Source organism: Corynebacterium crudilactis, assembly GCF_001643015.1.
Taxonomy (GTDB): domain Bacteria; phylum Actinomycetota; class Actinomycetes; order Mycobacteriales; family Mycobacteriaceae; genus Corynebacterium; species Corynebacterium crudilactis.
The window spans coordinates 525,828-538,859 of sequence record NZ_CP015622.1; the positions used below are offsets into that span (position 1 = coordinate 525,828).

Here is a 13,032-nt window from a genome sequence, read left to right on the forward strand (position 1 = left end):
CCAATCGAGGTAGTTGTAGTGGGACCGAGCATCCGGACGGTTACATATGGGGTTTCATCGTCCCAGGCGTAATCGGTAACACGGAAGCAGGTTAAACGATGGCTCCTAAGAAGAAGAAGAAGGTCTCCGGCCTCATCAAGCTCCAGATCAACGCTGGACAGGCAAACCCTGCTCCTCCAGTTGGTCCAGCACTTGGTGCTCACGGCGTCAACATCATGGAGTTCTGCAAGGCTTACAACGCTGCGACTGAAAACCAGCGCGGCAACGTTGTTCCTGTTGAGATCACCGTCTACGAAGATCGTTCATTCGATTTCAAGCTGAAGACTCCTCCAGCTGCAAAGCTTCTGCTCAAGGCTGCTGGCCTGCAGAAGGGCTCCGGCGTTCCTCACACCGATAAGGTCGGCAAGGTTTCCATGGCTCAGGTTCGCGAGATCGCTGAGACCAAGAAGGAAGACCTGAACGCACGCGACATCGACGCAGCTGCGAAGATTATCGCTGGTACCGCTCGTTCCATGGGCATCACCGTCGAAGGCTAATTAGCCACCTGGCTAGTTTCATCAAAGTTTCACGTGGCAGGGCCAGCTCCGGCCCGTTAAACCACAAAATTCCATGAAAGGGAATTTCTAATGAGCAAGAACTCAAAGGCTTACCGCGCAGCGGCAGAGAAGATCGACGCTGGTCGCGTCTACTCCCCAATCGAGGCTGCTGGCCTTGTCAAGGAGACCTCCTCCAAGAACTACGACGCTTCCGTCGACGTAGCTATCCGCCTGGGCGTTGACCCACGTAAGGCTGATCAGCTTGTTCGTGGCACCGTCTCCCTGCCAAACGGCACCGGTAAGACCGTTCGCGTTGCTGTGTTCGCACAGGGCGAGAAGGCAACCGAGGCTGAGGCTGCTGGCGCTGACTTCGTTGGCACCGACGAGCTCGTCGAGAAGATCCAGGGTGGCTGGACCGACTTCGACGTTGCTATTGCAACCCCTGACCAGATGGCTAAGATCGGCCGCATCGCTCGTGTCCTGGGCCCACGTGGTCTGATGCCAAACCCTAAGACTGGCACCGTCACCAACGATGTTGCTAAGGCTATCGAAGAGGTCAAGGGCGGAAAGATCTCTTTCCGCGTTGATAAGGCTTCTAACCTGCACGCTGCTATTGGTAAGGCTTCCTTCGACGAGAAGGCTTTGGCTCAGAACTACGGTGCTCTCCTCGATGAGATCATCCGTATCAAGCCTTCTTCTTCCAAGGGCATCTACATCAAGCGCGTTACCCTGTCTTCCACCACCGGTCCTGGTGTTGAGGTCGACACTCACGTAACCAAGAACTACGCAGGCGAAGCATAAGCTTCTTCCTCCGTTTAAGGCTCCCAATGCTTTGCATTGGGAGCCTTTTCTTTTTGCTTTTCTACGCGCTCCCTTCGGCGTAGCACCAAGAGGAATAAGCACCCAAGCGCACCCTATCCTCACTGAGGAAAGCCTGTACATGCTGGTCAAGAACCTTTTGCGGGAGGATAATGGGGGTTATGGACGCAAAGCTCAAAGCCCCAAACCCATGGTTGTTATTTATCCGATCCACTGATGGCATGATTACTGTCGCAGCGCTCATTGCGATAGCGGTGCACCTTATTCTTTGGTTGGCGGTAGGCGCAGAAGAAATTGACAAGAACTGGCCGTTAATCGCAATTGTTGTCATTGGTGGCATCCCGTTGATGTGGGATGTTGTGAAATCAGCAATTAAAACTCGTGGTGGTGCAGACACTTTAGCTGCAGTATCGATTATTACTTCGGTGCTGTTGGGGGAGTGGCTGGTTGCCGCGATCATTGTGCTGATGCTTTCTGGTGGTGAAGCACTCGAAGGAGCTGCTTCGAGAAGAGCAAGTGGCACGTTGGATGCTTTGGCTAGGCGTGCTCCCAGTACAGCTCATCGTCTGTTAGGTTCTTCCCTCCTTGATGGCGGAATGGAAGAGATAGCCGTTGCAGATATTGCCATTGGTGATGTGATGGCAGTGCTTCCACATGAGTTATGTCCCGTGGATGGTGAAGTGGTTGAAGGACACGGAACCATGGATGAGTCCTATCTGACTGGTGAGCCATATGTGGTGAGCAAGTCTAAGGGATCGCAGGCAATGTCTGGAGCGGTCAATGGTGATACTCCGTTGACCATCGTGGCAACAAAGCGTGCGCATGATTCGCGTTATGCACAAATCGTTGGTGTCTTGCATGAGGCAGAGGATAATCGTCCGGAAATGCGCAGAATGGCGGATCGTCTCGGAGCTTGGTACACCGTTATCGCGCTGGCATTGGGTGGTGTCGGCTGGATTATTTCAGGTGATCCATTGCGCTTTTTGGCTGTTGTGGTTGTTGCTACTCCATGTCCACTGCTTATCGCTGTGCCGGTGGCAATTATTGGTGCGATCTCTTTGGCTGCTCGTCGGGGCATTATTGTGAAAAACCCTGGCATGCTGGAAAACGCTTCAGAGGTGAAGACAGTGATGTTTGATAAAACTGGAACCCTTACTTATGGCAGGCCAGTCATTACTGATATTCATACGGCACCAGGCTTTGAAGAAGATCAGGTGCTTGCACTCGCAGCTTCGGTGGAACGCTATTCCAGGCATCCACTCGCGGAGGCGATTCGCGAAGGGGCACAAACACGGGAGCTTAATCTCCCTGATGTGGTGGAAGTGTCTGAACGTCCAGGACAAGGTCTGACTGGCATGGTTGGTGGGCATTTGATTCGCATTACTAACCGACGCAGTGCACTGGAAATCGATCCTGATAGCGGGAACCATATTCCGGTGACAAGTTCTGGAATGGAATCAGTGGTGCTTGTCGATGGTAACTATGCAGCATTGATTCGTCTGCGTGATGAACCGCGTGCATCTGCGGGAGAATTTATTGCGCACTTGCCTCGCAAACACAAAGTGGACAAATTGATGATCATCTCTGGTGATCGTGGTTCTGAGGTGCGCTACCTGGCAGACAAAGTGGGCATCGATGAAGTACATGCTGAGGCCTCTCCAGAGAAAAAGCTGGAGATTGTGAAGAAACACAATGAGCGTGGAGCCACGATGTTTCTTGGCGATGGCATCAACGATGCACCAGCCATGGCAGTTGCAACTGTTGGTGTTGCCATGGGTGCGAACTCGGATGTCACTTCGGAGGCAGCGGATGCTGTTATCTTGGATTCCTCATTGGAGCGTCTTGATGATCTGATCCATATCAGTGCACGGATGCGTCGAATAGCTTTGCAATCAGCCGGCGGTGGAATGGTTTTGAGCATCATTGGCATGATTTTTGCGGTCTTTGGTGTGCTGACTCCACTGATGGGTGCCATTGTGCAAGAGGTGATTGATGTCTTAGCGATTCTTAACTCCGCGAGGGTGGCGTTACCTAAAGGATCAATCAGTGATTTTGATACTCCAAATAAATCCTCCTAGTACGAATTATTAAATGGAGGAATGTATTATGAGGGCGTGACATTTCGAGATGAAGCCACACGTCAAAATGAATCCAAGCATGCAGTAATTGTTGGTGCTGGACCCAACGGATTAACTACAGCAGCATTGCTTGCTCAAGCAGGGTGGCAGGTAGATGTCTATGAGGCAGCAGCCGCTCCGGGTGGGGCGGCGAGATCTGAAAGTGTCCTGGGGGAGGGGACTATTACCGATTTGGGTGCCGCAGGGCACCCTTTTGGTGTGGCAAGCCCAGCTTTTCATTATTTAGGCCTGGAAGATTATGGTCTGGAATGGGCGCATTCTCCCTATGCGATGGCACACCCACTAGATGATGGCCGTGCAGGGTTGCTGGAAACCTCGCTGGTTGGGACTGCTGAGCGGTTGGGCGCAGACGCTCGGCATTGGAAAGTGCTTCATCGCAACCTAACGAAGAATATTGATCAGCATTTAGAAAACTTATTGAGCCCGGTGTTGAAATGGCCAGCGCACCCTCTGCGGATGGCACAGTTTGGTCCCCCTGCCTTGCTCTCTGCGCGGTGTTTAGCGGATATGGCTTTTGAAACTGAAGAAGCACGATCCTTATTTATTGGTTCAGCTGTCCATTCGGTAGCGCCGCCAACGAAACCAATGACGGCTGCTTTTGGGTTGTTATTTGGAGCCTTGGGTATGTCTCGAGGATGGCCAGTTGCTGTTGGCGGAAGTGGCAGCATCGTTAATGCTCTGGTGCAAGTTATTCATAAGCACGGTGGCCGGATTCATTGTAATGAACCGATTGATTCGCTCACTCCTTTTCGTAGTGCTGATGCCATCATCTTGAACCAAACCCCTTCTCAAGCCTTGAAGCTGCACGGCGTAGAACTGGACGCGAGAGTAACGCAGCGCATGCAGAAGTGGACAACTGGCCCAGGCTCTTACAAAGTGGATTATCTTCTGGATGGCCCAATTCCGTGGACTAATCCTGAGGTTGGAAAAGCTACCACGGTGCATGTGTGTGGAAATTCTCAGGAAGTTGCCTTCGCCGAAGCTGAGATTGCTGCAGGTAGGATGCCTAAGCGGCCGTTTATTATTCTGTGCCAGCAGCAGGTGGCGGATCCATCTCGTGCCCGGGAGGGCCACCACGTTGTGTGGGCGTACGCGCATGTGCCGCGGGGGTTCGTCGAAAAGCGAACTGCGTTGGCAATCGCTGAGCAGATTGAACGCTTCGCGCCTGGATTTAGGGATCGCATTGTGCATTCGGTGGAGACGAATGCGGTGAAATTGGAAGCGTGGAACGCTAATTTGAACGGCGGGGATATCACCGCGGGCACGGCACTGATGCGACGGATGCCATCCAAAATTGGTGAGAAAACATATATGGCCTCCGCATCCAACGCCCCGGGTGGGGGAGTTCATGGCATGCCTGGATGGTGGGCGGCACAGGCTGTTTTGGCGGATCATAAGTAGGATCGGCAGGCATGGAATCCTCCGTTCAAGCTAGCGCACGCCACACCAGCAAAATCACTGCAGACAAGTGGCTCATTCGCCTTTCTGCAGAGGCCCACGCGCACCCCAACGACGCGTATGCGCGCCGAGCTGAGGCTATTTCCACGATTAGCAGTGTGCTTATCGACGTCCCCCTCCGGCACGAACACATCACCGAAAACGCTGCATATGATGGCCAAATCAGTGCAGCCTGGCATGGTGAAATAACAGGAAACGTGGAGGAACTGGAAGTTGCCCGCGAGATTATCTCGCGGTTGGCAGCCGTCCCAGATGTGCAAATCGATGGCCCCCACTGGTCTTTGAGTCCGGAAGCTTCGGCATCAGCAACGGAACAAGCGCTTCGTGGCGCATCCGCAACCGCCAAACGCACCGCCACCACAATTGCGGAATCGATGGATGGTCGCTTAGGAAAACTTCTGCTTGCTTCCACCGAATCCAGAAGCTCCACCCCGCAACCGGTGCGCGCCGAAATGATGGCTACCCGCAGTGCCGCGCCGCCACGCACACTTGATCTAGAACTGCGCCCAGCAGAAGTAGAAGTCTCCGAAAACATCTCCGTGACCTTTGAATTCCTTGCTAATTAAACTGCGATTTGGTGTTTTAATGAAAGGTGCTCTAAAGTAAAACACCGAAGTTTGAATAACCAGTTTTTCTGGTTGTACTCAAGGTTCACCGAAGACCGTAGGTTATCCGCATCGCGGATCGAAGGTTTCCTTTCCCAGGAACGGCCCACGCAGGAGACACTTGATCGCCTTAGGTTCCTGTTATGGAATATATTGCGCCCTGTGCTCTTGCACGGGGCTTTTTTCATGGGTTTTCCCGTGGGGAAGCTCCGAGGATCAGTAGATTACACATAAGAGGAAGGAGGCGAAGTAATGGCAAATCCAAAGAACGAAGCAGCTCTGGCAGAGCTTAAGGTACGCTTCGCTGAGACCGACGCTGTCGTTCTCACCGAATACCGTGGCCTGACCGTGGCTCAGACCACCGAACTGCGTAAGGCACTGGGACATGATGTCCAGTACTCCGTCGCCAAGAACACCCTTGTTAAGATCGCCGCTAATGAAGCTGGCGTCGAGGGCCTTGATGATCTCCTGACCGGTCCAACCGCTGTTGCCTTCATCAAGGGCGAAGCAGTTGACACCGCTAAGGTGCTGAAGAAATTCGGCGAAGAGAACAAGGCATTCGTAGTCAAGGGTGGCTACATGGATGGCAACGCGCTGACCGCTGAACAGGTCAACGCAATTGCTGAGCTGGACAACCGTGAGACTACTCTCGCGAAGCTTGCCGGCGCCATGAAGGGCAGCTTGGCAAAGGCCGCAGGCCTGTTCAACGCTCCTGCTTCTCAGGTCGCACGCCTTGCGGTTGCGCTCCAGGAGAAGAAGGAAGCTTAAGTCGCCATCAGGCGCAAAAGTTTTACCCCAAATTTTTCGAGTGTGTTAAACACTCAACAACAGGAAGGACGCCATCATGGCTAAGCTCACAAAAGACGAGCTCATCGAGGCTTTCAAGGAAATGACCCTCATCGAGCTCTCTGAGTTCGTTAAGGAATTCGAAGACGTCTTCGACGTAACCGCAGCTGCTCCAGTTGCTGTTGCTGCTGCAGGCGGCGAAGCTGCTGCTGCTGTTGAAGAGAAGGACGAGTTCGACGTCGTTCTTGAAGATGCAGGCGCAAAGAAGATCGGCGTCATCAAGGCTGTTCGCGAGCTCGTCTCCGGCCTGGGCCTGAAGGAAGCTAAGGAGCTCGTTGAGGGCGCACCTAAGGCTATCATCGAGGGCGCAAACAAGGACGACGCTGAGGCTGCTAAGGCTAAGCTCGAAGAGGCTGGCGCAAAGGTCACCCTTAAGTAAGAACTTTCTTACACCTTTTCAAAACCCCACATCCTGGACACGTTCCAGGGGTGGGGTTTTGTGCTGTCTTGGGGCGGTTTTCTGGTGGAGTGGGTTTTGGGGCTCTGCGGGGGCTTGGGGGCGTTAACTTCGATTTCACGGTTTCGATTTCTCATGCTCAATTTCAGTCGGTTTTTGGTGGTTTTCCTAGTGGTCTCGAAGATAAGAAATTGAGTGCAAGGTATCGAATGTGTGATATCGAACTTAAGAAGGGGACACTGCCGCCTAAATATAGCTTCAGAAATCCTACAGTTCGACTTCGCGACAACGACTTCTCATGCTCAACTTCTCAAGAACGACTTCACTATGGTTTTTCGAAAATCCCGACTGAAGTCGACGACGAGAAGTCGAACATAAGAAGTCGCACTTAAGGGAAACCAGGACGGCATTTATCGATATCCTGATCCTGATCGGGGCTATACACTGACGGTATGCAGGAAAAAACACGGCTTTCAGATGAAGATCTTGTTTAGATCTTTGATGCTGACGGGACTTATCTTTGAATTTATTATTGTGTTGGTGTCAGTTCGTGGGGGAGGGTTTCCACTCGGGGTAGTGGCTTTTCCTCTTGTTCTAATACTGGCTGCTTTGGGCCTCTTGTTCAGCGGAATGGAACAGTATGTGGTTCATGGGCGAGTTCTCTGAGTAAAACTGCGCATAGATTTGGTGTCCCTAGAGCTGCGTTAGTATTGCTGGTTTCAGAGTTTCAATTAATTGCTTCGTTAACGAGGATTTTTGGTCGAGCTAAATCGGAACCTGAAGCTGAGATCCATACTGGATATAAGAATCTTCGGACCGTGCTATTCGTAATTATCGGCCTGGGTTTTGTAGAAATAGTTGTTGTACATTTAGCCGTACCCAGCGAAATCTGGAGAATCATTCTATTTGTCTGCAGCCTGTATGCGCTGGTTATATTGCTAGGATTTTATACTTCAGTCCGCTCGAACCCCCATGTTATTGATAATGTCGGTCTGAAAATTAGACATGGAAATAGATTGTCTTGTGTCATTCCATGGGAGCAGGTTCGCTCGTTAAAGGGGATCGGAGCTGGACGGGGCGGCGACATCTTTGTCAATGAAGATGGTGAATTGCGGATTCCAGTGCTCAGTGAGGTGAATCTTCGGCTTGAGCTGCATTCGCCTGTTGTGATTGAAGACCTGCATTTCGGGAAGGCTGAAATTACTGCGATTGATTTTTATTGCGACGATAAGAAAGCTTTGTTGGATTCGGTAGACCAGGGATTCTAAACGCCGATACCAATGCCTGGCTGGTGCTCCGGTAACATCGTCCGCATGCTGCCTAAATCCAGGATTTTCTCCGCGCTCTTGCTCGGAATTGGTGTGGCACTTGTGGTCTGGGGTCTTATTGCTCCGCGCTTTGTGCACGCTGATGGCCGTTTACCTCTTGATTTGGAGGCAACGACTTATATTCTTCATGACCCAGATGCTCAGACCACTATTAATTCTGATCCGTTGGCGGGTGTGGTGACTACGCCGGTGACTCGTCAGTTGCATTTTGAGGTGATGGATCCGGCGAGTGCTGATGATGCCACTATTCGTATTGGTGATTCGATGTTGCGTGGTAATCCTGATACTCAGGGCTTTGAGCAGGAGCGTCTCTTGAGTGCGTCGGTGTCGAGTTTCCGCATTGATCGTACTTCCGGTGAGGTTTTGTCTGATATTGCGCTCACTAATCAGTTGGCGAGTCCTACTGTGCAGTATGGCGTGGATGGTATTTGGTTGAAGTTCCCAACTGATGCGCAGGAGACTACTTATAATGTGGTGGATCCTGTGCTGCGGAAGGCTCTGCCGGCGGATTTTGTGGAGTCCACTGAGATTGAGGGCCGTGAGGTGCTGCATTATCGTCAGGTGATTGAGAATGCGAATGTTGCGGAGTCTTTTGCGGATCCGAATAACACCACCACTCTCACAAAAGAGGATGGTGGCACGACAACTGGCTACCTGTATCACAATGTGACTCGTGATTTTTGGGTGGATCAGCGCACTGGTTTGCTTGTTGATATAGCTGAAAATATCGATGATTTTTATGGCGACCGCAGCGGACAGAAGTACGAACAGACATTGCTTTTCGACGCCTCCCTCGATGAAGCGGCAGTGTCTGCGCTGGTCGCGCAGGCCGAAAACATCCCTAATGGGGATGTGAGCAAAATCGCAAATACCGTGGGTACTGTGATCGGTTCAATCTTGGCTCTTGTGGGTCTGGCCGGGTGTTTTGGGGCGTTTGGGAAGAAGCGTCGTGAAGCTTAACCTGCTGTTCAGATAGATTTTTCTTGTTTCGAATTGCGGAACCCCCGGGGTTGTTTGCTAGGGTGCCGTGTAGAAGGGAACAAGAAGATTTTTGGGAAACACGCCTGTGCAGTTCGTCCTAATAGCACGCGGATCACCAGATGGAAAATCTCCCCTTTACTTTCGCGCTCGATTGGTATACTCTGAGTCGTTGCGTTGGAATTCGTGACTCTTTTTCGTTCCAGTGGCTTTAAGACCTTGATCAAGGTGGTTTGGAAAAACCGATTTGACAAGGTCATTCAGTGCTATCTGGAGTTAAATGGGGGAGCGCGTTCCTCAGCAGACCAAATTGCTCAAAAATACCAGCGGTGTTGATCTGCACTTAAGGCCTTGACCAGCCTTGTGCAATTACCCGCGTGAGGTGCTGGAAGGACCCATCTTGGCAGTCTCCCGCCAGACCAAGTCAGTCGTCGATATTCCCGGTGCACCGCAGCGTTATTCTTTCGCGAAGGTGTCCGCACCCATTGAGGTGCCCGGGCTACTAGATCTTCAATTGGATTCCTACTCCTGGTTGATTGGTACGCCTGAGTGGCGTGCTCGTCAGAAGGAAGAATTCGGTGAGGGAGCCCGCGTAACCAGCGGCCTTGAGAACATTCTCGAGGAGCTCTCCCCAATCCAGGATTACTCTGGAAACATGTCCCTGAGCCTTTCGGAGCCACGCTTCGAAGACGTTAAGAACACCATTGACGAGGCTAAAGAGAAGGACATCAACTACGCGGCACCACTGTATGTGACTGCGGAGTTCGTAAATAACACCACCGGTGAAATCAAGTCCCAGACTGTTTTCATCGGCGATTTCCCAATGATGACGAACAAGGGAACGTTCATCATCAACGGAACTGAGCGTGTTGTGGTCAGCCAGCTCGTCCGCTCCCCGGGCGTCTACTTTGACCAGACCATCGATAAGTCCACCGAGCGTCCATTGCACGCAGTGAAGGTTATTCCTTCTCGCGGTGCATGGCTCGAGTTCGACGTCGATAAGCGCGATTCGGTCGGTGTTCGTATTGACCGCAAGCGTCGTCAGCCAGTCACCGTACTGCTGAAGGCTCTTGGCTGGACCACTGAGCAGATCACCGAGCGTTTCGGTTTCTCTGAAATCATGATGTCCACCCTCGAGTCCGATGGTGTTGCAAACACCGATGAGGCTTTGCTGGAGATCTACCGCAAGCAGCGTCCAGGCGAGCAGCCTACCCGCGATCTTGCGCAGTCTCTCCTGGACAACAGCTTCTTCCGTGCGAAGCGCTATGACCTGGCTCGCGTTGGTCGTTACAAGATCAACCGCAAGCTCGGCCTTGGTGGCGACCACGATGGTTTGATGACTCTTACCGAAGAGGACATCGCAACCACCATCGAATACCTGGTACGTCTGCACGCAGGTGAGCGCGTCATGACCTCTCCAAACAATGAAGAGATCCCAGTCGAGACCGATGACATTGACCACTTTGGTAACCGTCGTCTTCGCACTGTTGGCGAACTGATCCAGAACCAGGTTCGTGTTGGTCTTTCCCGCATGGAGCGAGTTGTTCGTGAACGTATGACCACTCAGGATGCGGAGTCTATTACTCCTACCTCCCTGATCAACGTTCGTCCTGTCTCTGCAGCTATCCGTGAGTTCTTCGGAACTTCCCAGCTGTCTCAGTTTATGGACCAGAACAACTCTCTGTCTGGTTTGACTCATAAGCGTCGTTTGTCGGCTCTTGGCCCGGGTGGTCTGTCCCGTGAGCGCGCTGGCATCGAGGTTCGAGACGTTCACCCATCTCACTACGGACGTATGTGCCCAATTGAGACTCCCGAAGGTCCAAACATTGGCCTGATCGGTTCCTTGGCTTCTTATGCTCGAGTGAACCCATTCGGTTTCATCGAAACTCCTTACCGTCGCATCATCGATGGCAAGCTGACCGATGAGATCAGCTACCTCACCGCTGATGAAGAAGATCGCTTCGTTGTTGCGCAGGCAAATACGCACTATGACGAAGACGGTGTCATCACTGATGAGACTGTCACTGTTCGTCTGAAGGACGGCGATATCGCCATGGTTAGCCGCACCGCGGTTGACTACATGGACGTTTCCCCTCGTCAGATGGTTTCTGTTGGTACCGCGATGATTCCATTCCTGGAGCACGACGATGCTAACCGTGCACTGATGGGTGCGAACATGCAGAAGCAGGCTGTGCCACTGGTACGTGCCGAGGCTCCTTTCGTGGGCACCGGTATGGAACAGCGCGCTGCATATGATGCTGGCGACCTGGTAATCACTCCAGTTGCAGGTGTTGTAGAAAACGTTTCCGCTGATTTCATCACCATCATGGCTGATGACGGCAAGCGCGAGACCTACTTGCTGCGTAAGTTCCAGCGCACCAACCAGGGCACCAGCTACAACCAGAAGCCTTTGGTTAACTTGGGCGAGCGCGTTGAAGCTGGCCAGGTTCTTGCTGATGGTCCAGGTACCTTCAATGGTGAAATGTCCCTTGGTCGTAACCTTCTGGTTGCGTTCATGCCTTGGGAAGGCCACAACTACGAGGATGCGATCATCCTCAACCAGAACATCGTTGAGCAAGACATCTTGACCTCGATTCACATCGAGGAGCACGAGATCGATGCCCGCGACACCAAGCTTGGTGCCGAGGAAATCACCCGCGACATCCCTAACGTGTCTGAAGAAGTCCTTAAGGACCTCGATGACCGCGGTATTGTTCGCATCGGTGCTGACGTTCGTGACGGCGATATTCTGGTCGGTAAGGTCACCCCTAAGGGCGAGACCGAGCTCACCCCAGAAGAGCGCTTGCTGCGCGCTATCTTCGGTGAAAAGGCTCGCGAAGTTCGCGATACCTCCATGAAGGTGCCTCACGGCGAGACCGGCAAGGTCATCGGTGTGCGCCACTTCTCCCGCGAGGACGACGACGATCTGGCTCCTGGCGTCAACGAGATGATCCGTATCTACGTTGCTCAGAAGCGTAAGATCCAGGACGGCGATAAGCTCGCTGGCCGTCACGGTAACAAGGGCGTTGTTGGCAAGATTCTTCCTCAGGAAGATATGCCATTCCTTCCGGACGGCACTCCAGTGGACATCATCTTGAACACCCACGGTGTTCCACGTCGTATGAACATTGGTCAGGTCTTGGAGACTCACCTCGGTTGGCTAGCATCTGCTGGTTGGTCCGTGGACCCAGAGGATCCAAAGAACGCTGAACTGGTCGATATCCTGCCTAAGGACCTTCTTGAGGTTCCTGCTGGATCTTTGACCTCCACCCCAGTGTTCGACGGTGCTTCTAACGAAGAGCTCCTCGGCTTGCTCGCTAACTCTCGTCCAAACCGCGACGGCGACGTCATGGTTAACGAAGACGGCAAGGCAATGCTTATCGACGGACGTTCTGGTGAGCCTTACCCGTACCCAGTTTCCATTGGTTACATGTACATGCTGAAGCTGCACCACCTTGTTGACGAGAAGATCCACGCTCGTTCCACTGGTCCTTACTCCATGATTACTCAGCAGCCACTGGGCGGTAAAGCTCAGTTCGGTGGACAGCGATTCGGCGAAATGGAGGTGTGGGCAATGCAGGCATACGGCGCTGCGTACACACTCCAGGAGCTGTTGACCATCAAGTCTGATGACGTGGTTGGCCGTGTCAAGGTTTATGAAGCAATTGTTAAGGGCGAGAACATCCCGGATCCAGGTATTCCTGAGTCCTTCAAGGTTCTCCTCAAGGAGCTCCAGTCCTTGTGCCTGAACGTGGAGGTTCTCTCCGCAGACGGTACTCCAATGGAGCTCGCGGGCGACGACGACGAGTTCGACCAGGCTGGTGCCTCACTGGGCATCAACCTGTCTCGCAACGAGCGTTCCGACGCTGACACCGCATAGCAGATCAGAAAACAACCGCTAGAAATCAAGCCACACATCCCCCGGAC

10 protein-coding genes are annotated in these 13,032 nt (G+C 52.6%); all 10 read left to right on the forward strand.

Translation table 11 applies throughout. From position 1 onward, the window contains the following. The first annotated feature begins 98 nt into the window (after window positions 1-98). On the forward strand, window positions 99-536 hold the full coding sequence (gene rplK, locus ccrud_RS02500) for a 50S ribosomal protein L11 (RefSeq protein ID WP_066564391.1): 438 nt from the start codon (window positions 99-101) through the stop codon (window positions 534-536). Between the two features lie 90 nt (window positions 537-626). After that, a complete protein-coding gene (gene rplA, locus ccrud_RS02505) occupies window positions 627-1,337 on the forward strand; it encodes a 50S ribosomal protein L1 (RefSeq protein ID WP_066564394.1) in 711 nt (236 codons plus the stop codon). Window positions 1,338-1,516: 179 nt separating this feature from the next. Next, window positions 1,517-3,433: a heavy metal translocating P-type ATPase gene (locus ccrud_RS02510; RefSeq protein ID WP_066564398.1), complete on the forward strand. Its 1,917-nt coding sequence runs from the start codon at window positions 1,517-1,519 to the stop codon at window positions 3,431-3,433. 21 nt (window positions 3,434-3,454) lie between these two features. Then, on the forward strand, window positions 3,455-4,894 hold the full coding sequence (locus tag ccrud_RS02515; protein ID WP_099092685.1) for a phytoene desaturase family protein: 1,440 nt from the start codon (window positions 3,455-3,457) through the stop codon (window positions 4,892-4,894). 11 nt (window positions 4,895-4,905) lie between these two features. After that, window positions 4,906-5,517: an SIMPL domain-containing protein gene (locus ccrud_RS02520; protein ID WP_066564399.1), complete on the forward strand. Its 612-nt coding sequence runs from the start codon at window positions 4,906-4,908 to the stop codon at window positions 5,515-5,517. A gap of 291 nt (window positions 5,518-5,808) precedes the next feature. Beyond that, window positions 5,809-6,324: a 50S ribosomal protein L10 gene (gene rplJ / locus ccrud_RS02525; protein WP_066564408.1), complete on the forward strand. Its 516-nt coding sequence runs from the start codon at window positions 5,809-5,811 to the stop codon at window positions 6,322-6,324. Between the two features lie 76 nt (window positions 6,325-6,400). Further along, the gene (gene rplL, locus ccrud_RS02530; RefSeq protein ID WP_066564412.1) at window positions 6,401-6,781 is read left to right on the forward strand and encodes a 50S ribosomal protein L7/L12; all 381 of its coding nucleotides are present in this window, start codon (window positions 6,401-6,403) and stop codon (window positions 6,779-6,781) included. A gap of 836 nt (window positions 6,782-7,617) precedes the next feature. Further along, complete coding sequence (locus ccrud_RS15410; RefSeq protein ID WP_157776006.1) at window positions 7,618-8,067, forward strand: hypothetical protein; 450 nt, start codon at window positions 7,618-7,620, stop codon at window positions 8,065-8,067. A 45-nt stretch (window positions 8,068-8,112) separates the two neighbouring features. Then, window positions 8,113-9,087, forward strand: a complete 975-nt coding sequence (pgfA, locus tag ccrud_RS02545) for a cell envelope lipid trafficking protein PgfA (protein WP_066569427.1) — start codon at window positions 8,113-8,115, stop codon at window positions 9,085-9,087. Between the two features lie 400 nt (window positions 9,088-9,487). Continuing rightward, entirely contained in the window at window positions 9,488-12,985 is a 3,498-nt protein-coding gene (gene rpoB / locus ccrud_RS02550) for a DNA-directed RNA polymerase subunit beta (RefSeq protein WP_066564422.1), read from the forward strand. The last annotated feature ends 47 nt before the right edge of the window (window positions 12,986-13,032 follow it).

What these genes read in the sequence shown, in the direction of transcription:
- ccrud_RS02510 (WP_066564398.1), top strand. Translation starts at nt 1,517, where the DNA reads ATGGACGCAAAGCTCAAAGCCCCAAACCCATGGTTGTTATTTATCCGA.
- ccrud_RS02520 (WP_066564399.1), top strand. Translation starts at nt 4,906, where the DNA reads ATGGAATCCTCCGTTCAAGCTAGCGCACGCCACACCAGCAAAATCACT.
- pgfA (WP_066569427.1), top strand. Translation starts at nt 8,113, where the DNA reads ATGCTGCCTAAATCCAGGATTTTCTCCGCGCTCTTGCTCGGAATTGGT.
- ccrud_RS02515 (WP_099092685.1), top strand. Translation starts at nt 3,455, where the DNA reads ATGTATTATGAGGGCGTGACATTTCGAGATGAAGCCACACGTCAAAAT.
- rplA (WP_066564394.1), top strand. Translation starts at nt 627, where the DNA reads ATGAGCAAGAACTCAAAGGCTTACCGCGCAGCGGCAGAGAAGATCGAC.
- rplK (WP_066564391.1), top strand. Translation starts at nt 99, where the DNA reads ATGGCTCCTAAGAAGAAGAAGAAGGTCTCCGGCCTCATCAAGCTCCAG.
- rplL (WP_066564412.1), top strand. Translation starts at nt 6,401, where the DNA reads ATGGCTAAGCTCACAAAAGACGAGCTCATCGAGGCTTTCAAGGAAATG.
- rplJ (WP_066564408.1), top strand. Translation starts at nt 5,809, where the DNA reads ATGGCAAATCCAAAGAACGAAGCAGCTCTGGCAGAGCTTAAGGTACGC.